Consider the following 21,299-nt stretch of genomic DNA (forward strand, 5'->3'; position numbering starts at 1 on the left):
GAGTGGATCCCCGGTGCACCCGACCATCGCCGACGTGCTGGCCCGTCCGGAGGTCCGGGCGGGGGCACCGGCCGTCCGGGCCGGGCGGGCGGCGCTGGGTACCCCGGTGCGCTGGGTGCACGTCAGCGAGGTCGCCGACCCGGCCGGGACGCTGCCCCCGGGGGTGCTGGTGCTGTCGGTGGGGATGCCGGTGGCCGACCCCACCACCGTCCCCGCCCGCTACGTCGACGCGCTGCGGGCCGCCGGGGCGGTCGGGCTGGTCGTCGAGATCGGGCAGCAGCTGCCGTCGCTACCCGCCGGGCTGGTGCAGGCCGCCCGCGCGGCCGGGTTCCCACTGGTGGAGCTGCGCCGCACGGTGCGCTTCGCCGAGATCGTCGCGGGCGTGCTGGGGGAGATCGTCGACCGCGGCGACGACCTCCCCGGGCCGCCGGGCGCCGAGGCCGCGTTCCGGTCGCTCGCCCTGCACCGGGTGGGGCCCGAGCGCGTGGTCGACGAGCTGGCCCGCCGGATCGACGCGCCCGTGGTGTGCGAGGACCTCGCGCACCGGGTCCTGCTCACGGCGGGCGATCCGGATCTGCGGGACTGGGTGGCGCGCTCGCGCCTCGCCGGGCCCGCCGGGCCCGAGGGCTGGGCGACCGCGCCGGTCGGGCGGCCGGGCGCGCGGTGGGGGCGGCTGACGGTGCCGTCACGGCCGACGCCGGGCACCGCCGACCGGGTCCGCGCGGTGCTCGACGCCGCCGCGGACGCGGTGTCGCTGCTCGACCCGGACCCGGTGGTCCTGCTGCGCGCCGCCCGCGACGCGCTGGTCGCCGACCTGGCCGCCGCGGTCCCGTCCGACGCAGGACGGCTGGCGGTGCGCGCCCGCGCCGCCGGGCTGGACACCGCCGTCGGATTGTCGGTGGTGGCGCTGCGCGCGACCGGCGACCACCCCCCGGAGCAGGGCCTCGAGGCGGCACTCGCCGTCGTCGCACCGGCGGCGACGGTGGCCTCCCCCGCACCCGGCGAGCTCGTCGTGCTCGTCCCCGGCGACGGCGGCCCGCTGCTCGCCGCGCTGCCCGCCACGGCGGCCGCGGCGACGGCCGGGCCCGGTTCCGTCGCCGACCTGCCGGACCTGCTGCGCAGGGCCCGCGAGGACGCGGCCGCCCACGCCGCGACCGGCGGCCGCGGCCCCGTCCGGGTGCCCGCGCTGCGCGGGCTGGTGCACCGCCTCGGCGACGACCCCCATCTGCTCGGCTTCGCCGCGGACGTCCTCGGCCCGGTGGGCGCACTGCCCGCGGCCGCGCGGACCGACGCCCGGGACACCCTGTGGGCCCTGGTCGACGCCGGCGGGGTCGTCGCCGACGTCGCCCGCAGGCTCGGGGTGGGCCGCCCGGCGGCCTACGCCCGGCTGCGCCGCCTGTCCGCCCTGCTGGACCTCGACCTCACCGACCCCGAGGTGCGGACGACGCTGCACCTCGCCCTGCTCGTCGACGCCCGCGCCGCGCGCTGAGCCCGCCGCTCAGGGCCGGTCGGCCCACAGCAGCGTCGTCGCGCCGAGGATGTCGACGGCCGTGCCGCCCAGCGGTCGCCCGTAGTCCGCGGCGACGTCGCGGGCCGTACGGGCCGTGACCGTCCAGCCGTGGCGGCGCAGCCAGGCGTCGCAGGGCTCGGTCCGGGGCTCGGCGAAGAACAGCTCGCGGACGTCGGTGCCGGGCAGCATCTCCTGGGCGGCCACCCGGAACGACGGGTCGTCCGCGATCCGCTCCACCTGGTCGCCGAAGTGCTCGACGGCGATCCGGCTGCCCGGCGCCGACAGCGCGTGCACCCGTTCGAACAGGAGCTGCTCGGCGTCGGCGGGCAGGTAGGGCAGCAGCCCCTCGGCCAGCCAGGCGGTCGGCCGGGCCGGGTCGAAACCGGCGGCGGTGAGCGCGGCGGGCCAGTCGTGGCGCAGGTCGACCGGCACGGTGACCCGGCGCGCGGTCGGCGTGATCCCCGCCTCGGCGACGACCCCGTCCTTGAAGTCCAGCACCTTCGGCTGGTCGACCTCGAACACCGTGGTCCCGGCGGGCCACGGCAGCCGCAGGGCCCGCGCGTCGAGTCCCGCGGCGAGCAGCACGACCTGGGTCGTCCCGGCGCCGGTGAGGGCCTCGTCGAAGAAGCGGGAGCGCACGCCCTGGTAGCCGGCCTGCACGACCCACGGGTCGGCGGGGTCGTCCGGGTCCTGCGGCACGGCCGACAGCGTCCCGGCCGCATCGACGAACCGCTGGGCGTACGGATCGTCGACCAGTCGGTCGGGGCGGCGGGTCTCCAGTGCCCGCCCCGCGGCGACGGCCAGGGCGGTGGCGCCCACGCTGCTGGTGATGTCCCACTGATCGTCGGCTGTGCGCATGCCGATCACGGTAGGAGCTGATGCTTAGCGTCGCTCACCAGTCACGCGGATGACCACTCGCACGGCGCAGGCGGTACCGGACACCGAGCCCCATACCGACGGTGCGTGCGCGATCCGCGACGCCGCGTAGGTGCCAGGGAGCCGCGTAGGTGCCGGGGAGCACGGCCGCCGGGTCAGCCCAGGGCGCCCACCGGCGTGCGGGCCTCGGGGTCGTCGTCCTCGGAAGGCTCGACGACCGGCTCGCCGACCAGCTCGCCGTAGACGGCGGTCAGGGCCTGGGCGATCCGCACCCGGTCGAACCGTGACACCGCACGGTCCCGGCCCGCGATCCCGAACCCGACGCGCAGGGCGTCGTCGCCGAGCACGCCGCGCAGCGCGACCGCCAGCTCGGCCGGCCGGGCCGGGCGGACCAGCATCCCGGTCACCCCGTCGACGACGACGTCGCGCAGCCCGCCCACCCCTGTCGCCACGACCGGTCGCGCGCACGCCATCGCCTGCAGGACCGCCCCGACCCCGACGTCGTGCTCCGGCGCGGCGACCACGACGTCGGCCGAGCGCAGCAGCCGCGGGAGCAGGTCACCCTCGACCGGCCCGAGGAACCGGACACGTCCGGCGACTCCGGCCTCGCGGGCGATGCCGAACAGGCGCGCGCGGTCGGGGTCCTGGCCCGCCGCGCCGCCGGCGACCAGCAGCTCGGCGGTGCGGATCCGGGCCAGCGCCCGGATCACCGTGTCCACCCCGGCACCGTCGGCCAGCGAGCCGACCGCGAGGAGCCGCGGCCGCTCGCCCCGGCGCAGCGCCGGGCCGTCGGGGGTGAAGGCGTCGGTGTCGACGGCGGTCGGCACGGTCCGCAACGCCGCCCGCGGCACCCCGTGGCGCAGCAGGGCGGTGTGCTGCTCCTCGCTGGAGGCCAGCACCCGGGCCACCTCCGGCGACGACCAGGTACGGGCCGCGGGAACCACGGCCGGGCCCGGGGTGTCGGGCGGGTAGACCTGCACCACCGGCACCCCGGTCGCGGCGGCGGCGACCCCGGCGCGCAGACCGATCGCGTGCACCACCTGGGGCGGGTCGTCGGACCACGCCGCGGCCAGTGCGGTGTCCTGCCCGGCGTCCCACGGCTGTACGCGCAGTGCGTCGCTGCCGGCCCGGGCGACCAGGTCCGGGTCGTCGGGGACGTCGGTGAACACCCGGACGGTGTGCCCGGCGGCGGCCAGCGAGGCGGCGGTGATTCCCGCGCCGCACGTTCTCGGGACCTCGGGGGTACGGATGACGGCAATGCGCAAGCGGAGCCTCCACGTCGTGCTCGCAGCTGCGGGCACGCGCAGTTGGCTCTACGCGTCGGATCTGTGACCGTACCCGCTCCGGGCGGCCCACGGGTGGGTGACCGCGCGCGTGTGCGAGGGGGGCACATCGGGTAACCCGTTCAGGTCGGGTGGCACGACCCGACAGGACGGGGAGGGGGCGGGCCGTGACCGCGCAGTCCTGGACCCTGAGGGTGGAGCCCGACGCGGCCGCGTGCCGCGCGGCCCGGCACGAGCTGACGCGGTTCCTGACGCCGCTGGTGGACGACTCGACCCTCGACGACGCGGCACTCGTGCTGCACGAGCTGGTCGCGAACGGCATCGACCACGCGCACACCCCGATGCTGGTGACCGCCCGGGTGCGCGACGGCGCGGTGCGGCTGCGCGTCCGCGACGGCTCGGTCGTCCGCGGACGCGAGCAGCCCCACGACCCCACCGCCACCCGCGGGCGCGGGCTGCAGATCGTCGGCCGGCTCGCACAGCGCTGGGGGGTGCGCCCGCACCGCGGCGGCAAGACGACCTGGGCCGACGTCGGGCCGACGGGCGCCCGACCGGCCCCGGACCTGCACCTGGTGCGCCCGGCCTGACCACCGGCCCGGCCGTCGGACCGGCACGGGCGCTGCGGCGCGGGGTCAGGCCGGGGTGGAGTGCCGGGCCCCCTCGTGGCGCGGTGCCAGCCCGAGCCGCTCGACCAGCTCGGTCGTCGCCGTGGACCGATTGAGGCAGTAGAAGTGGATCCCGGGGACGCCCTCGGCGAGCAGCCGCTCGCACAGCTCGCCGGTGACCTCCATCCCCGCGGCGCGGAACCCCGCCGCGTCGCCGGAGTAGGGCGCGAGCCGCTCCACCAGTGCTCCCGGCAGCGGCGAGCCGGACAGCTCCGGACCCTTGCGGAAGGTCTTCTCCGAGGTCAGCGGCATGATGCCGGGGATGATCGGCTGGTCGAACCCGGCGGCGGCGACCCGGTCACGCAGCCGCAGGAAGCCCTCGGGCTCCAGGAACAGCTGGGTGACGGCGAACTCCGCCCCTGCCCGGAACTTCCCGACGAGCCGCTCGGTGTCGGCGTCGAGGTCGGCCGAGCGCGGGTGGCCGTAGGGGAACGCGGCGACGCCCACGCAGAACGGGCCGGACCGCTTGATCAGCGCGACCAGCTGGTCGGCGTACTCGAGTCCCTCGGGGTGGGCGACCCACTCGCCGAGCGGGTCGCCGGGCGGGTCCCCGCGCAGCGCCATGATGTTGCGGACACCCGCGGCGGCCAGCGACCCGATCACGTGGCGCAGCTCGTCGGTGGAGTGCGAGACGGCGGTCAGGTGCGCCATCGAGCAGAGCGTGGTGTCGGTGGCGATCCGTTCGACCGTGCGGACGGTCCGGTCGCGGCTGGAGCCGCCCGCGCCGTAGGTCACCGAGACGTAGGCGGGGTCCAGCACCTCGAGGCGACGGATGGCGCGCCACAGCTCCGCCTCGCCCTGGTCGTCCTTCGGCGGGAAGAACTCCACCGCGAAGAAGGGGCGGTCGACGCTGATCCGTTCGGTCACCGTGGATGCGGAACTCGTCGTCACGGCGACGACCTTACGGGGCGCAGGACCCACCGGTCGTCCGCCGAAGGGTCCGCACCGCCCCCGAGCGGCCATGACGTGCACCACCACCGCATCGACGGGCCGGGTCCCCGGCGCACCGATAGCCTGGTCGACGTGGCAGACCCCGTCTCCCCCGTGTCCGCACCGTCCGGTCCGTCCGGGTCCCCCGGCCCGTCCACGACCGGTCCGGCCCCCCTGGACGACGCGCTGCCCCAGCACGTGGAACGGGTGCTGGCCGGGTACCTGGACCGCCGGCGCGCCGAGGTGTCGGGCATCGACCCGGTCGTCGTACAGGCCGCCGACGCGCTGGCCGGGTTCGTCCTGGGCGGTGGGAAGCGGCTGCGGCCCACCTTCGCCTGGTGGGGCTGGCGGGGCGCGGGTGGCGACCCGGCCGACCCGCACGCCCAGGGCGTGCTGAGCGCGATCGCGTCGCTGGAGCTGATCCAGGCGTGCGCGCTGGTCCACGACGACCTGATGGACGCCTCCTCCACCCGGCGCGGCCGGCCGACGGTGCACGTGGAGTTCGCCAGGATGCACGCGGCGAACGGCTGGTCGGGCCCGCCGGCCCGGTTCGGTGCCGCCGTCGCGATCCTCGTCGGGGACCTGGCCCAGGTGTGGGCCGACGACATGTTCCACGCCGCACCGCTGCCCGAGGGAGCCCACACCCGCGCCGCCGAGCCGTGGCGGGCGATGCGCACCGAGGTGCTGTCCGGCCAGTACCTCGACGTGCTGGCGCAGGCCTCCGGGGACACCGCGGAGTCGACCGCGCTGACCATCGACCGCTTCAAGACCGCCGCCTACACCGTGGAGCGGCCGCTGCACCTGGGCGCGGCGATCGCCGGGGCCGACCCGCGGGTCGTCGCGGCCTACCGGCGCTACGGCGCCGACATCGGGGTCGCGTTCCAGCTGCGCGACGACCTGCTCGGCGTGTTCGGCGACCCCCGGGTCACCGGCAAGCCCGCCGGGGACGACCTGCGCGAGGGCAAGCGGACCCTGCTGGTCGCCGCGGCCCTGCAGCGGGCCGAGCAGCGCGGGGACCGGGCCGCCGCCGACGTCGTCCTCGCCGCGCTCGGCGACCCCGACCTGGACGCCGCGAGCCTGGACCGGGCCCGCTCCGCGCTGTCCGAGCTGGGCGCGGTGCAGTCGGTGGAGCAGCGGATCGCCGCCCTCACCGGCGCCGCGCTCGACGCGCTCGACTCCGCACCGGTCGCCGAACCGGGCCGGTCGCACCTGTTCGAGCTGGCCGAGCGCGCCACCCGACGGGCGTGGTGAGCGGGATGCGGCGGATCGAGGGGCCCTCCGACCACGTCGTCGTCGTGGGGGCGGGGCTGGCGGGGCTGTCGACCGCGCTGCACCTGCTGGGCGCGGGCCGCCGGGTCACGGTCGTCGAGCGGGAGAGCGTCCCCGGCGGCCGCGCCGGACGGCTCGACGTGACCGACGCCCACGGGACCTACGCCCTGGACACCGGCCCGACCGTGCTGACCATGCCGGAGCTGCTGGACTCCGCCTTCGCCGCCGTCGGCGAGACCACCGCGGACCGGCTCGACCTCGTCCGGCTCGACCCGGCCTACCGGGCCGAGTTCGCCGACGGCTCGGCCATCGCGGTGCACACCGACGCCGCCGCCATGGAGCACGAGATCCGCGAGACCTGCGGCCCGGACTCCGCGGCCGGGTACCGACGGCTGCGTCGCTGGCTCACCGACCTCTACCGCGCCGAGATGGACCACTTCATCGGCGCGAACATGGACTCGCCGCTGTCGCTGCTCGGCCCCGACCTGGCCCGGCTCGCCGCGCTCGGCGGGTTCGGACGGCTCGGGCGGCGGATCGACCGCTTCCTGCCCGACGAGCGACTGCGCCGGGTGTTCTCCTTCCAGGCGCTCTACGCCGGGGTCTCCCCGCGCGACGCGCTCGGCGCCTACGGCGTGATCGCCTACATGGACACGATCGCGGGCGTGTACTTCCCCCGCGGCGGCATGCGGATGATGGGGACCGCGCTGGCCGGCGCGGCCGCCGACGCGGGCGCGGAGATCCACTACGGCCGCACCGTGACCGGCCTGGACCGCTCCGGCGACCGGGTCACCGCGGTCCGGCACACCGGCCCCGACGGCACCGACGAGTCGCGCACCCCGTGCGACGCGGTCGTGCTCACCCCCGAGCTGCCCGCGGCCTACGCGCTGCTCGGCGGGGCGCCGCGACGCCCGGTCGGGCTGCGCTGGTCGCCCAGCGCCGTCGTCGTGCACGCGGGGATGCCCGCCCCCGCCCCGGGCACCGCGCAGCACCACCACACGATCTCCTTCGGCGGCTCCTGGGAGGGCACCTTCCGCGAGATCATCGACGAGGGCCGGCTGATGTCCGACCCGTCGCTGCTGGTCACCCGGCCCGGGCTGACCGACCCGTCGCTGCAGCCCGACGGGCGCGAGGTCATGAGCGTGCTCGCGCCCTGCCCGAACACCGCGGTGGCGCCCGGGATCGACTGGGACCGGGTCGGCCCGGCCTACGCCGAGGAGCTGTTCGGGGTGCTCGCCGACCGCGGCCTGGTGGACTCCTCGGCGGAGCCGAGCTGGACCCGGATGTGGACCCCGCAGGACTGGGCGGCCGCCGGGATGGCGGCGGGCACGCCGTTCTCGGCGTCGCACACGCTGGCCCAGACCGGCCCGTTCCGGCCGCGCAACCTGGTCCGCGGGACGGCGAACGCGGTGCTCGCCGGGTGCGGCACGACCCCCGGCGTCGGGATCCCGCCGGTGCTGATCTCCGGGCGGCTGGCGGCGGAGCGGATCACCGGTCCGCGCCCGGCCGAGCGCGCCGGGCACGGGGTCGGGGCACGCACGGGTCGCTGAGGGTCGGCACTGACGACGGCCACTGCGGGCGGGCGCCGAGTAGGAGCGTCGAGGGGCGTGGAATCATGACACCGGACGACGCCCGACCAGCACACACGGACACGATGACGGCTCAGCCCTCGCCCCCGCTCCCCCGCCCGGCGGCTCCCGAACCGGTGACGCCGGCCCCCGGCGCGGGCCGGGTCCTGCCCCCGCCCGCCACCCCGCGGCCCGCCGGGCCCGGTCCGGTCGAGCGGCTCGGCTCGCCGCCGCGGGGCATCCTGCTGCTGGGGCTGGCCGGGACCGTGCTGATGTTCCTCGGCTCGTTCGGCGGCGGCGGGATCCCGATGCGGGACCCGGTGATCGGCAACTCGGCCCTGTCGTTCTGGCGTTACGGCCACGGCGCGATGCTCGCGACGATCGTGATCTACGTCGGCCTGGTGCTGATGGTGTGGGCGTGGGTGCGGCTGGGCCGCGCCGTGCTCGCCCGCAGCGCCGGCGGCCGCGCGGTGCTGACGACGGCCGCGGTGTGGATGCTGCCGATGCTGGTCACGGCGCCGCTGTTCACCCGCGACCCCTACAGCTACCTCGCCCAGGGCGCGCTGCCGCTGGCCGGGTACGACCCGTACGTCGTCGGGCCGGACACCATGGGCGGGATCTTCACCGACAACGTCCACTTCTTCTGGCAGGACACCCCCGCCCCCTACGGGCCGCTGTTCATCCTGCTCGCCCAGGGCGTGGTCCTGCTCGCCGGCCAGAACGTGCTGCTCGGCGTCGTGCTGATGCGGCTGAGCCTGGTCACCGGGCTGCTGCTGCTCGTCGCGGTGCTGCCCGCGCTGACCCGGCGCCTGGGCGGGCGTCCCGCGGTCGCGCTGTGGCTGGCGGTGGCGAACCCGGTGATGGTCGTGCACATGGTCGGCGGGGTGCACAACGACCTGCTGGTCGTCGGCCTGCTGCCGCTGGCGGCGCTGCTGGCGCTGCGGGAGCGGTTCGTGTGGGCGATCGTCGTCGCGTCGCTGGCGATGGCGGTCAAGGCCTCGGCCGGGATCGTGCTGCCGTTCCTGGTGCTCGTGTGGGCGGCGAAGCTCTCCGGCGGGTTCTGGTCGCGGCTGGTCCGGGCCGGGGTGCCGTCGGTGGCGGTGTTCGGCGTCGTGTTCGGCGGGGCCACCTGGCTCACCGGTCTCGGGCTGGGCTGGCTGCCCGCGCTCAGCGCCCCCTCGATGATCGTGAACTGGTTGTCGGTGCCGACCGCCGTCGGGCAGGCGACCGCGAGCGTGGCCGGGATGTTCGCCGAGGAGGTGAACTCCCAGGCGTTCGTCGACACGTTCCGGTTCATCGGCGCGCTGGTGATGGCCGCACTGATCGCACTGCTGTGGTGGCGCGGCCGCAACGACCCGCGGGTCGCGGTGCGCAACGCGGCGATCGCCCTCGCGCTGGCCGCGGTCCTCTCCCCCACCACACTGCCGTGGTACCTGAGCTGGGGGTTCTGCCTGCTCGCGATGACCCCGTGGAGCGCCCGCGGGCTGCAGTGGGTCGTGTTCGGCTCGATCTGGCTGATGATCGTGTACTTCCCCGACGGCGAGACCGCCCTCTACGTGCCGCACTACCTGCTGGCCTGCGCCCTGGCCGGTGTCCTGGCCGCGGTGTCGCTGCTGCGGCCGGACCCGCTCGGCCTGCGCCGGAGCACGCCGTCGCCGGCCCCGGCCCCGGCCCCGGCCGTGACACAACCCGCGACAGGGCCCGCGACCCAGCCGCCCACCGACGATGCGGCCGTCCGCGGCTGAGCGGGCCGGGCGCGTCGAGCTCGACGCCGCCGGCCTGACCGACCCGCAGCTGCGCGCGGCCTATGCCGCCTGCCGGGCGCTGCACGCCGAGCACGGGCGCACCTACTTCCTCGCGACCCGGCTGCTGCCCCCGGAGCGACGGGTCGACATCCACGCCCTCTACGGCTTCGCGCGCTTCGCCGACGAGATCGTCGACGACCCCGACGGCGCGGGCGGCGGGGACCCGCACACCCGGCTCGACGCGCTCGACGCCGAGCTGGCGGCCGCGCTGGCGGGCGCGCCACTGCCCGGCAGCAGGCCCGAGGTCATCGCCGTCGCCGAGACAGCGCGCCGCCACGACCTCGACGCGTCACTGTTCCGGGACTTCATGGTCTCGATGCGGATGGACCTGTCCGTCACCGACTACGCCACCGACGACGAGCTGGCCGTCTACGTGCACGGCTCGGCCGCGGTGATCGGGCTGCAGACGCTGCCGGTGCTCGGGACCGTCGTGCCGCGGGCCGAGGCCGAGCCGCACGCCGCGCTGCTGGGCGTGGCGTTCCAGATCACGAACTTCCTGCGCGACGTCGGCGAGGACCTCGACCGCGGCCGGGTGTACCTGCCCGCCGACGAGCTCGCCGCGTTCGGGGTCGACCGGGAGCTGCTGGCCTGGAGCCGGCGCACCGGGCGCCCGGACCCACGGATCCGCCGCGCCCTGGCCCACCTGGTCGCCCGGACCCGGGCCACCTACCGCCGGGCCGACCCGGGGATCCCGATGCTGGAGCCGGTGTCGCGGGCCTGCGTCGGCGCCGCCCGGGTGCTGTACGCGGAGATCCTCGACGAGATCGCCGACGCCGGCTACGACGTCCTGACCCGCCGGGTCGCGGTGTCGAACCGGCGCCGGGCCGCCGTCGCGCTGCCCCGGCTCGGCCGGGCGCTGGCCGCCCGCGGGAGCCAGCTGGCGCGCGACCGCGTCCACCGCGCCCGCGCCTGACGGGCCGCGCCCCGCAGGGCACCGGTCAGACCGCGGGGCGGCGGTCAGAAGGCCATGGCCTGGGCGCGGCGCTTGATCTCCTTGTGCCGGCCCGCGCGCAGCGCGGTGATCGGGGCGCCGTCCAGCGACTCCTCCTCGCTGAACAGCCAGGTCAGGATCGCGTGGTCGTCGTAGCCGCCGTCCCGCAGGACGACGATCGTGCCCGGCAGCCCGCGGACGACGCCGTCCCGGTCGAGCAGCGCCGCGGGGACGACGACGTCGTGCCCCTCCTTGAAGGACAGGAGCTGCCCGTCGCGGACGAGCTGGTGCACCCGGGAGACGGGGATCGACAGGCGGTCGGCCACCTCGGCGACGCTCAGCGTCTCCTCGGTGACAGCGGCGGGGAGGGACTCGTTCACAGCCGGACACTGTCCCACACCGCCCCGGGCGGCGGCGACGCCCACCGCACCGACCGGCACGGCGGCCCCGGCGCCGACCACCTGCACGAGCGCCGGGATCCCCACCGGTAACCTGACCCGCGATGAGCTCACCGTCCGGTCCGGCCGCCCCCGGCACCCCGGGTGGGGCCGGGCGGCTCGCCGCCGACGGCCCCGGCGAGGTGCTGCTCGACGGTCGCTACCGGGTCGGCCCGGTGCTGGCCCGCGGCGGCATGTCGACGGTGCACCACGGCACCGACACCCGTCTCGAACGCGCCGTCGCGATCAAGGTGATGGACCCGAGGATGGCCGGGGACCACGCCTTCCGCACCCGGTTCGACCGGGAGGCCCGCCTGGCGGCGCGGATCGACCACCCGTGCGTCGTCGCCGTCTACGACCGGGGCACCGTCCCGGCGGGCCCGCTGGGCGAGGCCAGCCTGTTCGTCGTCATGGAGCTGGTCGACGGCGGCACCCTGCGCGACGTGCTGCGCGCCCGCGGCGCACTCGGGCTCCCCGCCGCGGTGCGGGTGCTGGAGCCGGTCCTCGCCGGGTTGGCCCGCGCGCACCGGCTCGGCATGGTGCACCGCGACGTGAAGCCGGAGAACGTGCTGATCTCCTCCGGCGGCGAGGTGAAGGTGGCCGACTTCGGCCTGCTCACCGCGGCCGCCGAGGCCGGGGTCAGCCACGCGGGGATGCTCCTCGGGACGATGGCCTACCTCTCCCCCGAGCAGGTCGTGTCCGGCCGCGCCGACGGCCGCAGCGACGTCTACGCCGCCGGCGTCGTGCTCTACGAGATGCTGACCGGGCAGCCGCCCTACACCGCCGACAACCCGCTGTCGGTGGCCTACCGGCACGTGAACGAGGACGTGCCGCCGCCGTCGGCGCTGGTCCCGGGCCTGCCACCGGCCGTGGACGCGCTCGTCGCCCGGGCCACCTCGCGGGACCCGGAGCAGCGCCCGGTCGACGCGGAGCACTTCCGCCGCGAGCTGCTGGACATGGCCGACCGGCTGGGCCTGCCCCGGACCGCGACGCCGCGACCGCCCGGCCCGCCGCCCCCCGACGACGGCGCCACCCTCCCCGCCGGACCGCTGCGGCACCGGCCGCTCGACGCGGCCGCGCCGGGCCCCGGCGGCACCCGGGTGCAGACCAGGGCCCGCGGCGCGCACGGCACCGCCGTCACCCCCGCCGGTCAGCCGGAGCCGATGACCCGCGAGGAGCTGGCCGGGCGCCGCCGTCGTGGCCGCCGGGTATTCGCGCTGTGGATGGTGCTGCTCCTGCTGCTGGCCGCACTGGCCGGGACGGGCGCCTGGTGGCTCGGGTCCGGCCGCTGGACCACGATGCCCGCGGTCACCGGCATGGACCGGGAGCAGGCGACCGCGCTGGTCGCCGAGTCCGACCTGACCCCGACCGTCACCGAACGCGCCGACGACGAGGTGGCCCCCGACCGGGTCGCCCAGGTCGACCCGGCGCCGGAGACCCGCGTGCTGCGCGGCACCACGGTCACCCTGGTCGTCTCCACCGGCCGGCCCGCCGTCCCCGACGTGCCGGCCGGCAGCGCCGTGGCCACCGCCGAGGACGCGGTGCGCCGCGCCGGGCTGACCCCGGTGCAGTCCACGACCGCGGCGGAGTACAGCACCGAGGTGCCGGCCGGGGCGGTCATCCGGACCGACCCGCCCGCCGGGACCCGGCTGGCGAGCGGCGCGGCGGTCACCCTGGTCACCAGTCGCGGCGCCGAACCCGCCCCGCCCCCGACGACCACGCCGCCCACCGCGGAGCCGGGCCCCACCTCGGTGCCGTTCGTGATCGGCATGCGCGCCGACGAGGCCGCGGACCTGCTGCGCCAGGCGGGCTTCGACGTCGACGTCGAGCGCGGCTTCCCGTTCGGCCGCCGCGACGGGCGCGTCATCGGGCAGGACCCGGGAGCGGGCAGCGACGCCGAACCGGGCGACACCATCACGCTCACCGTCCTCTGAGCCCGGCCCTCGGATCCGGGCGCTCCGAGCCGGATGCTCCGCGACGGGTGCTCTAGGCCGGATGCTCCGGGCCGGGCGACACACCGCGTGGACACCGGCCGCGGCCCGGAACCCGGCGGGACGGGAACCGGTGTCCCGGCCGGATGGCGGTCCGGCCGGGACACCGGCGTTCGTGGGGCCTACAGCCCGAAGCGGATGCGCTCGTCGTCGCCGACGGGCGGCAGCTGCGCCCCGGCGACGGTCACCGCGAGGGCACCGGCGCGCACGGCATAGCGGGCCGCGTCGACCAGGTCGTCCCCGGCGGCGAGCCGCACGGCGACGGCCGCGAGGAACGCGTCGCCCGAGCCGGTGGTGTCCACCGGCTCGACCCGCATCGCTTCCACTGTGGACACCGTATCGCGGTCGGCGTCGTGGACCTCGCACCCCGCGGCCCCGCGTGTCACCACCGACCGGGGCACCGGGTGCTCCCCCAGCAGCGCGGCCTCGTGCTCGTTGACGACGAGCACATCGGTGGCGTCGAGCAGCTCCGGGGGCACCGGGGCGTACGGCGAGAGGTTGAGCAGCACGGTGGTCCCGGCGGCGCGGGCGGCGGCCAGCACCGTCGGGGTGGGGATCTCCAGGCACAGCGTCAGCACTGCGACGTCGTCGAAGGCGGGCAGGTCCTCCGGCCCCAGGGTGGCGTTGGCCCCCGGCGAGACGACGATCGTGTTGTCGCCCGCGGCGTCGACGGTGATGACCGCGGTGCCGGTGGCCGTGCCGGCCCGCACCGCGACCCGGTCGACGTCGGCACCCGCGGCGGCGACGGCGTCGCGCACGGTGCGGCCGTGGTCGTCGTCGCCGATCGCGCCGACCATGCCCACGCCGACCCCGGCACCGGCCCCGAGCCGGGCGGCGGCGACGGCCTGGTTGGCCCCCTTGCCGCCGGGGCCCACCGTCAGGTCCTCCCCGGCCACGGTCTCCCCCGGTCCGGGGAAGCGCTCGGTGCGCACCACCAGGTCCGCGTTGAGCGAGCCGACGACCAGGACCCGGCTCATCGGGCGTCCACCGCGTCGTGTGCGGCGCCGGTCTCGGCCGCGGCCGGACGCGGGATGAGCAGCGACAGCGCGAACGCGCCCGCGGTGCACGCGGCCCCGACGCCCATGCCCGCGGCGTAGCCGCCGACCCCGGTCTGCTCGACACCGCCGACGGCGACCTGCACCGCGGGCAGCACCACGAAGCTGATCCCGGCGCCCAGGTTGAACGCGCCGGCGTTGAGCCCGGGGAGCATGCCGGGCCGGTCGGCGGGCGAGAGCAGCACACCCAGGCCGTTGAGCATGATGTTGGCGATGCCGGCGTAGGTGATGCCGAGCAGCAGCGTCGCGACGACCAGCACCGGGAACGAGTGCACCCCCACCACCGCCAGCAGCACGGTGGCGACGACGCTGCCGGCCAGCCCGACCCGCAGCACCGTGCGGTAGCCGAGCACCGGGGCCAGCCGACCGGCGAACGGCCCGACCAGCCAGCCGATCAGGGCGTAGGGGGCGAGCAGCGCCAGCGCGGTGAGGTCCGCGCCGAGCCCGAACCCGGCCGTGGGGTTCTGGGCGATCGAGGCGACCAGGCCGTTGACCACGGCGAACACGCCGGTCATGGTCAGCAGCGTGGTGCCGAGTGTGGCCCAGGTCGCGCGCCGGCGCAGGTCCTCGGGTGCGACGAGCGGCTGCGCGGTGCGGCCCTGCAGCCGCCAGAACACCACGGCGGCGACGACGGCGAGCAGCGCGTACCCGACGACCAGACCCCAGCTCGCGTCGGACAGCGCGGCGGCCTCGTCGAAGGCCAGCAGCAGTGCACCGACCGCGACGACCAGCGGCACGACCCCGCGCCAGTCCATCCGGGCGCCCTCCGAGGGGCGGGACTCCACCCCCCACACGGCGACGAGCACCAGCGCGACGACGGTGACCGCGGCGATGACCCAGAAGATCGAGCGGAAGCCGTGGTGGGTGGCCAGCCAGCCGCCGAGCAGCGCGTCGAGACCGGCGACGCCGCCGTTGACGGCGGTGATCAGCCCGAGCACGACCCCGTAGCGGCGCGGGTCGGCGATCTCGCTGCGCAGCATGAGCAGGCAGATCGGGACGACCGGCCCGGTGATGCCCTGCAGGATCCGACCGGCGAACAGCATCGGCACGCTGACGGCGAGGGCGGCGACGACGCTGCCGACCAGCATGACCGCGAGCATCACCAGCAGCACCCTGCGGCGCCCCGCGATGTCGGACAGCCGCGGCAGGAACAGCGAGAACATCGCCGCAAGGGTGAAGAACATCGTCTGGGACAGGCCGACGGTGGCGTCGTCGGTGCCCAGCTCACGGGCCATGGTGACCAGCGCGGGGCTGAGCATGGAGGCGTTGAGCTGGAACGCCACGCAGGCGGCCAGCACCGCCACGACGAGCGTGACGACCGGGCGGCGGTCGGGGGTGGTCATGCGATCTGCTCCGTCGCGGCGAGGAGGGCGGGCGCGGGGTCGCCGATGGCGCGCAGCGCGTCCACGACCAGCTCCCAGAAGCGGGCGTGGTCGAGCTCCAGCGCGGCGTGGGTGCGGCACCCCTGCGGGGCCGGACCGCGCCGGTCGGCGACCGTCATCCCGGTGGTGTGCCGACCCGCCGTCTCGACGACGATCGGCATCGGGAACGCCCGGACGATCGTGGGGTCGATGACGTGGGCGACCGCGCACGGGTCGTGCACCGGCGGGGCGTCGAAGCCCTGCACGTCGCGGTAGGTGGCGGCGAAGAAGTCGAGCAGCTCGTCGACGAAGCGCGCCGGGCCGGTCCCGACGGCGCGGATCGCGCGGCGCACCTCGGGACCGGCCAGCGCCTGGTGGGTCAGGTCGAGCCCGACCATGACCACCTCCCAGCCCGCCTCGAACACGATCGCGGCGGCCTCGGGGTCGATGGCGATGTTGAACTCGGCCACCGGGGTCCGGTTGCCGACGGCGACGCCGCCGCCCATCAGCACCACCCGCTTGACCCGTCCGACGATCTCGGGTGCGCGCCGGGCGGCGAGCGCGATGTTGGTCAGACCGCCGGTGGGGACGAGGGTGACCGTGCCCGGCTCGTGGGCGAGCACGGTCTCCACGATGAGGTCCACGGCGTGGGTGTCCACCGTGGTGAACGCCGGGGCGGGCAGCTCCGGGCCGTCCAGCCCGGACTCGCCGTGGATGTCGGCGGCGACGGCGATCTCCCGCAGCAGCGGGCGGTCGGCGCCGGCCGCGAACGGCACGCCGGTGATCCCGGCCAGGGTCGCGACCGACAGTGCGTTGCGCGTCACCTTGTCCAGCGTCTGGTTCCCGACGACCGTGGTGACGGCGAGCAGCTCGATCCGCGGGTCGCCGTGGGCGAGCAGCAGCGCGATCGCGTCGTCGTGGCCCGGATCGCAGTCCAGGACGATCTTCTCGGTCATCTCCGGTGTCCTACCTCGTCGTCGCGGCCGTCCGGGGCTCCGGACGTGTCGACTGTGACTGGTCAAGCGCATGACGTCAAGCGCTTGATGTGTGGCGCGTCCGGGTACGCTCGCCCAATGGCAGGACCGGTGGGCCAGCGGGTGACGGCGGCGATGGTGGCCCGGCGGGCGGGGACGAGCGTGTCCACCGTGTCGCTGGTGGTGAACGGCAAGTCGCGTGGGCGGGTGTCGGAGGTGATCACCGACCGGGTCCGGGCCGCGGTCGACGAGCTGGGCTACGTGGTCGACCACGCGGCGAGCTCGCTCGCCCGCGGTACCACCGACCTCGTCGTGCTGCTCGCCCCCGATCTCCCCAACCCCTACTTCGGGCGGGTCACCACCGGGATCCGGGCGGCGCTGGGTAGCAGGCACCCGCTGATGCTGTCGGTGATCGAGGGCGGCGAACAGCCCGGCGCCGACGACGTCCGCCGGGTCGCGGCGTTCCGGCCGGCCGGGCTGCTGGTGCACGCGCCGTCGCCGACCTTCCTCGACGACCTCGAGCCCGGCGGCCCGCCGATGGTCCTGATGGACGCCCCCGGTTTCGAGAGCCGCGCGGCCACGGTGACCTTCGACCTGGAGCCGGGCGTGCGCGCGCTGGTCGCGCACCTCGCCGCGGCCGGGCACACGACGATCGCCTACCTGGAGGGGTCGACGCCCTCGGCCACCTTCACCGTGCGCCGCGAGCTGCTGTCCCGGGTCGCCGCCGAGCACGGCCTGCGGGTCCTCGACGACGGCACCCGGGCCGGGCTGACCCTCGACTCGGCCGCCGACGTCAGCGCCGAGGCACTGCCGCGCTGGCGGGCGGGCGGGGCGACCGCGGTCGTCGCGGCGGCGGACACGATGGCCTACGGCGTCCTCGCCGCCGCGCACCGGCTCGGGCTGGACGTGCCGGGGGACATCGCCGTCGCCGGGTTCGACGATCTGCCGTACTCGCAGGTGACGGCGCCGGCGCTGACGAGCGTGGCGCTGCCCGCCGAGGAGCTCGGCCGGGCCGCCGCGCAGCGCCTGGCCGGGGTGCTCGCCGGCGCCGACGGCTACGGCGTCGCCCCCCGCCTGCCGTCGCGCCTGGCGGCCCGGGCCAGCACCGGCGCCTGATCCCGGGCGCCCCGCGCGTCGGGATGCGGGCGGCCCGCTTCCCGTCGATCAGTACTTGAGCGCGGTCCGGACCGGCCGGAACAGCGCTGAGGTACTGATCGACGGGTACTGATCGAGGACGGCAGGTCAGCCGCGCAGCATCTCCGCGACGAGGAACGCCAGCTCCAGGCTCTGCTGGGTGTTCAGCCGCGGGTCGCAGGCGGTCTCGTACCGGCCGGCGAGGTCGGTGTCGGAGATCCGCTGCGCACCGCCGAGGCACTCGGTGACGTCCTCGCCGGTGACCTCGACGTGGATGCCGCCGGGGTGGGTGCCGAGCGAGCGGTGCACCTCGAAGAAGCCCTGCACCTCGTCGACGATCCGGTCGAAGTGCCGGGTCTTGTAGCCGGTCGAGGCCTCGTGGGTGTTGCCGTGCATCGGGTCGCACTGCCAGATGACCTTGTGCCCCGAGGCGGTGACCTTCTCGACGATCGCCGGGAGCACGTCGCGGACCTTGTCGTTGCCCATCCGGGAGATGAGCGACAGCCGGCCGGGGCGGTTGTGCGGGTCGAGCCGCTCAACGTACTCGACGGCCTGGTCGGGCGTCGTCGTCGGGCCGATCTTCATGCCGATCGGGTTGGCCAGCAGCTCCGCGAACGCGACGTGCGCGCCGTCGAGCTGGCGGGTCCGCTCCCCGATCCAGAGGAAGTGCGTCGACAGGTCGTAGAGCTTCGGGGCCTCCCCGCCGGTGGGGTCGCGCTCGAGGTCCAGGCGCAGCATGGCGCGCTCGTAGTCCAGCAGCAGCGCCTCGTGGCTGGCGTAGAACTCGACCTGGTGCAGGTTGTGGTCGCGCACCCCGCAGGCGTCCATGAAGCGGACCGCGCGGTCGATCTCGGCGGCGACGGCCTCGTAGCGCACGCCCGCGGCGGAGGTGCGGACGAAGTCCTTGTTCCAGTCGTGCACCTTGGACAGGTCGGCGAGCCCGGTCGCGGTCAGGCCGCGGACCAGGTTCATCGCCGCGGAGGCGTTCGCGTAGGCACGCACCATGCGCGACGGGTCCGGGATCCGGCCCTGCGGGTCCGGAGCGAGGCCGTTGACGATGTCTCCGCGGTAGGACGGCAGCCCGGCCGCGTCGATCGGGGAGCTGCGCGGCTTGGCGTACTGCCCGGCGATCCGGCCGACCTTGACCACCGGCATCGAGGCACCGTAGGTCAGGACGACGGCCATCTGCAGCAGCGTGCGGATCGTCGCCCGGATGTGCGGCTCGGTGTTGTCGACGAAGGTCTCGGCGCAGTCGCCGCCCTGCAGCAGGAACGCCTCGCCGTTCGCGACGTCGGCGAGCCGGGACTGCAGCCGGTCGACCTCGGGCGGCAGCACCACCGGCGGGACGGACTCGAGGACCTTCCGCACGTCGCCCACCTGCGACGGGTCGGGCCACTCGGGCTGCTGGGCGGCGGGGCGGGAGAGCGCGTCGTCCAGCGCGGAGCGCAGGTCCGCGGGCAGCGGCGGCAGCTCCGGGAGGACGTCGATCGGCGCGTCGACGGACCAGTTCACGTGGTCCAGCCTAGGCCGCGGCCGATCCCTACCGGGGCGCGGCCCCCGTCGCGAGGGTCTCGGCGATCACTTCCCAGCGCCGCAGGTTGTGCCGGGCGTCGGCGAGCGCGTCGTGCGCCTCGGCGGGCGGCGGGGGCAGTGCCGGGCGGCCCGCGTCCTCCCACCGCTGGCGCAGCTCGCGGGTGAAGCGCGGGATCGGGCGCGGCAACGCGGGCATCGCGCCCCACAGCTGGCACAGCGCCACGTGGTCGTAGGCGGCGATCCAGGCCCACAGCTCGACGTCGCCGGGCGCACCGGTGCAGAAGTCGAGGATCTCCTCACGCATCCGGGCCCGCGACATCCAGGCCCGGTCGCTGGGCGGGGGCAGCTTGGGCAGGACGTTGGCCCGCACCCACTTGCCCGCCCGGTCCGGGTCGAACTCGGTGGACACGGCGTAGAACTCGCGGCCGTCCTCGCCGACGATCCCGATCGACACCAGGTCGATCGTCGTGCCGTCCTCGATGAACTCGGTGTCGTAGAAGAAGCGCATGGTGCCGTCCTGTCTGCCGGAGCCGGTCAGGAGGCGCGGGAGTCGGGCACGTTCGCGTCCGGCCGCGGCAGGCTCTGGCGCGACGGGGCCGGCGGCGGCGCACCGGCCGCGGCCTTCTCCTTGACCGACGCCGCGTACAGGTCGACGTAGGTCTGCCCGGACAGCTCCATCAGCGCGTACATGATCTCGTCGGTCATGGAGCGCTCGATGAACCGGTCCCCCGCCATGCCCTCGTAGCGGGAGAAGTCCAGCGGCTCGCCGATCACGATCCGCACCTTGCGCGGGCGCCACATCTTCGAGCCGATGGGGTTGACCTTGTCGGTCCCCACCATGGCGACCGGGATGACCGGCACGCCGGCCTCCAGCGCCATCCGGGCGACGCCGGTCTTGCCCTTGTAGAGCCGCCCGTCGGGCGAACGGGTGCCCTCCGGGTAGATGCCGAGCAGCTTGCCCTCGTTCAGCAGCCGCACCGCGGTGTCCATCGCGGCGCGCGCCGCGGACCCACCGGACCGGTCCACCGGGACCTGCCCGACGCCGGTGAAGAACTGCTTCTTGAACCAGCCGCGGATCCCGGGCTCGGTGAAGTACTCGCGCTTGGCGAGGAAGGTCACCCGCCGCGGCAGCATCAGCGGCAGGAAGAAGGAGTCGGCCACCGCGAGGTGGTTGCTGGCGAGGATCGCGCCGGAGCCGGCGGGCACGTTCTCGGCGCCGCGCACCTCCGGCCGGCAGAACAGCCTCATCAACGGGCCGAGCAGCACGAACTTGGACCACCAGTACAGCACCCTGCGCTGCCTCCCTACCGACTTCGGCGACAGCCTACGGAGCGTCGACACCTCCTCACAACGGGGCTGTGGTCACCGTGGTCGGGCGCGCCCCGCGGTGGCCCGCGCGGGCCCGTGGGCGGTGTCGGGCGGGACACCGGCCGTGACAGGATGGGAGCCGCCGCGAGCGGGGAGGGACGGACCGGTATGAGTTCCGCAGACCCCGCGCGTGACCGCGAGGACCGGCCCGACGACGACTTCGACGCGATCGTCTCCGCCTGGCGCGACGAGGGCTCGGTGCCGGACTGGCCCGCCGAGCCCGTCGAGCGGGCCGACCGTGCGGACCGCACCGACAGCGGCGACACCGGCGACGCCACGGGCACCGCGGCGGACCGCCCCGTGCACCGGCCGGGCCCCGCGGTCCCGCCCCCGGGAGGCGGGGCCGACGCCGACCCGGAGGACCACTACCACCCGCCGGAGCCGCCGCCACTGCCGCGGCCGGGCCCCCCGGCCGTCGTGGGTGGCGGACTGATCGCGGTGGGGCTGCTGCTGTGCGTCGCGCCGGGGCTGGTCGGCGTCGGCGGGACCTGGCCGCTGCCGCTGGGGCTGGTGCTCATCGCGGCCGGGCTGGGCTGGTTGTTGCTGCGGCTGTGGAGCCCGGACACCGACGAGGGCCCCGACCCCTGGGACGACGGCTCGCGGCTGTAGCGC

19 protein-coding genes are annotated in these 21,299 nt (G+C 76.0%); 9 read left to right on the forward strand and 10 right to left on the reverse strand.

The window, feature by feature from the left end; all coding sequences use genetic code 11:
* The first annotated feature begins 13 nt into the window (after positions 1-13).
* Positions 14-1,489, forward strand: a complete 1,476-nt coding sequence (locus tag Ae717Ps2_RS16845) for a PucR family transcriptional regulator (RefSeq protein ID WP_075333590.1) — start codon at positions 14-16, stop codon at positions 1,487-1,489.
* 9 nt (positions 1,490-1,498) lie between these two features.
* Here the strand turns inward: Ae717Ps2_RS16845 and Ae717Ps2_RS16850 are convergent, their stop codons facing one another.
* Both Ae717Ps2_RS16850 and Ae717Ps2_RS16855 read right to left on the reverse strand, forming a co-directional pair.
* Complete coding sequence (locus Ae717Ps2_RS16850) at positions 1,499-2,368, reverse strand: SAM-dependent methyltransferase (RefSeq protein ID WP_075312027.1); 870 nt, start codon at positions 2,366-2,368, stop codon at positions 1,499-1,501.
* Between the two features lie 173 nt (positions 2,369-2,541).
* A complete protein-coding gene (locus Ae717Ps2_RS16855; protein ID WP_075307226.1) occupies positions 2,542-3,651 on the reverse strand; it encodes a glycosyltransferase family 4 protein in 1,110 nt (369 codons plus the stop codon).
* Between the two features lie 185 nt (positions 3,652-3,836).
* Here Ae717Ps2_RS16855 and Ae717Ps2_RS16860 point away from each other — a divergent pair, with 185 nt between their 5' ends.
* Complete coding sequence (locus Ae717Ps2_RS16860; protein WP_158071506.1) at positions 3,837-4,256, forward strand: ATP-binding protein; 420 nt, start codon at positions 3,837-3,839, stop codon at positions 4,254-4,256.
* Positions 4,257-4,301: 45 nt separating this feature from the next.
* On the opposite strand, the gene Ae717Ps2_RS16865 is transcribed toward Ae717Ps2_RS16860, so the two are convergent.
* Entirely contained in the window at positions 4,302-5,225 is a 924-nt protein-coding gene (locus tag Ae717Ps2_RS16865; RefSeq protein ID WP_043277965.1) for a methylenetetrahydrofolate reductase, read from the reverse strand.
* A 213-nt stretch (positions 5,226-5,438) separates the two neighbouring features.
* Here Ae717Ps2_RS16865 and Ae717Ps2_RS16870 point away from each other — a divergent pair, with 213 nt between their 5' ends.
* From Ae717Ps2_RS16870 to Ae717Ps2_RS16885, 4 genes are all read left to right on the forward strand, one after another.
* Positions 5,439-6,515, forward strand: a complete 1,077-nt coding sequence (locus tag Ae717Ps2_RS16870) for a polyprenyl synthetase family protein (protein ID WP_075334297.1) — start codon at positions 5,439-5,441, stop codon at positions 6,513-6,515.
* Positions 6,516-6,520: 5 nt separating this feature from the next.
* Entirely contained in the window at positions 6,521-8,080 is a 1,560-nt protein-coding gene (gene crtI / locus Ae717Ps2_RS16875; protein WP_075312029.1) for a phytoene desaturase family protein, read from the forward strand.
* A gap of 104 nt (positions 8,081-8,184) precedes the next feature.
* On the forward strand, positions 8,185-9,843 hold the full coding sequence (mptB, locus tag Ae717Ps2_RS16880) for a polyprenol phosphomannose-dependent alpha 1,6 mannosyltransferase MptB (protein WP_170918289.1): 1,659 nt from the start codon (positions 8,185-8,187) through the stop codon (positions 9,841-9,843).
* On the forward strand, positions 9,824-10,816 hold the full coding sequence (locus Ae717Ps2_RS16885) for a phytoene/squalene synthase family protein (RefSeq protein WP_075333591.1): 993 nt from the start codon (positions 9,824-9,826) through the stop codon (positions 10,814-10,816). The genes mptB and Ae717Ps2_RS16885 overlap by 20 nt, the downstream gene beginning before the upstream one ends.
* A gap of 44 nt (positions 10,817-10,860) precedes the next feature.
* On the opposite strand, the gene Ae717Ps2_RS16890 is transcribed toward Ae717Ps2_RS16885, so the two are convergent.
* Positions 10,861-11,214 (reverse strand): Rv2175c family DNA-binding protein, encoded by a 354-nt coding sequence (locus Ae717Ps2_RS16890; RefSeq protein ID WP_043278585.1) that lies wholly within the window; start codon positions 11,212-11,214, stop codon positions 10,861-10,863.
* Between the two features lie 122 nt (positions 11,215-11,336).
* Between Ae717Ps2_RS16890 and pknB the strand changes: the two genes are divergently transcribed.
* Positions 11,337-13,205, forward strand: a complete 1,869-nt coding sequence (pknB, locus tag Ae717Ps2_RS16895; protein WP_083702401.1) for a Stk1 family PASTA domain-containing Ser/Thr kinase — start codon at positions 11,337-11,339, stop codon at positions 13,203-13,205.
* A gap of 179 nt (positions 13,206-13,384) precedes the next feature.
* Here pknB and Ae717Ps2_RS16900 read toward each other — a convergent pair whose 3' ends face one another.
* Genes Ae717Ps2_RS16900 through Ae717Ps2_RS16910 form a run of 3 tightly spaced genes read right to left on the reverse strand, consistent with a single transcriptional unit; the run spans position 13,385 to position 16,634 of the window.
* Positions 13,385-14,239 (reverse strand): ribokinase, encoded by an 855-nt coding sequence (locus tag Ae717Ps2_RS16900; protein ID WP_075333592.1) that lies wholly within the window; start codon positions 14,237-14,239, stop codon positions 13,385-13,387.
* Positions 14,236-15,660 carry an MFS transporter gene (locus Ae717Ps2_RS16905; protein WP_075307236.1) on the reverse strand — a complete coding sequence of 475 codons (1,425 nt, stop codon included), beginning with the start codon at positions 15,658-15,660 and terminating at the stop codon, positions 14,236-14,238. The genes Ae717Ps2_RS16900 and Ae717Ps2_RS16905 overlap by 4 nt, the downstream gene beginning before the upstream one ends.
* A complete protein-coding gene (locus tag Ae717Ps2_RS16910) occupies positions 15,657-16,634 on the reverse strand; it encodes a nucleoside hydrolase (protein ID WP_075307238.1) in 978 nt (325 codons plus the stop codon). Before Ae717Ps2_RS16910 ends, Ae717Ps2_RS16905 begins: the two co-directional genes overlap by 4 nt.
* A gap of 117 nt (positions 16,635-16,751) precedes the next feature.
* Here Ae717Ps2_RS16910 and Ae717Ps2_RS16915 point away from each other — a divergent pair, with 117 nt between their 5' ends.
* Entirely contained in the window at positions 16,752-17,768 is a 1,017-nt protein-coding gene (locus tag Ae717Ps2_RS16915) for a LacI family DNA-binding transcriptional regulator (protein ID WP_075333593.1), read from the forward strand.
* A 126-nt stretch (positions 17,769-17,894) separates the two neighbouring features.
* On the opposite strand, the gene Ae717Ps2_RS16920 is transcribed toward Ae717Ps2_RS16915, so the two are convergent.
* From Ae717Ps2_RS16920 to Ae717Ps2_RS16930, 3 genes are read right to left on the reverse strand one after another with little or no spacing between them, the layout of a single operon-like run.
* Entirely contained in the window at positions 17,895-19,298 is a 1,404-nt protein-coding gene (locus Ae717Ps2_RS16920) for a class II 3-deoxy-7-phosphoheptulonate synthase (protein ID WP_020626439.1), read from the reverse strand.
* Between the two features lie 28 nt (positions 19,299-19,326).
* Entirely contained in the window at positions 19,327-19,827 is a 501-nt protein-coding gene (locus Ae717Ps2_RS16925; protein ID WP_020626438.1) for a polyadenylate-specific 3'-exoribonuclease AS, read from the reverse strand.
* Positions 19,828-19,853: 26 nt separating this feature from the next.
* Complete coding sequence (locus tag Ae717Ps2_RS16930; protein WP_020626437.1) at positions 19,854-20,609, reverse strand: 1-acyl-sn-glycerol-3-phosphate acyltransferase; 756 nt, start codon at positions 20,607-20,609, stop codon at positions 19,854-19,856.
* Positions 20,610-20,795: 186 nt separating this feature from the next.
* On the opposite strand from Ae717Ps2_RS16930, the gene Ae717Ps2_RS16935 reads away from it, so the two are divergent.
* A complete protein-coding gene (locus Ae717Ps2_RS16935) occupies positions 20,796-21,296 on the forward strand; it encodes a hypothetical protein (protein ID WP_075307242.1) in 501 nt (166 codons plus the stop codon).
* Positions 21,297-21,299 lie beyond the last annotated feature (3 nt).

Source organism: Pseudonocardia sp. Ae717_Ps2 (genome assembly GCF_001932475.1).
In the GTDB taxonomy this organism is placed as follows: Bacteria; Actinomycetota; Actinomycetes; order Mycobacteriales; family Pseudonocardiaceae; genus Pseudonocardia.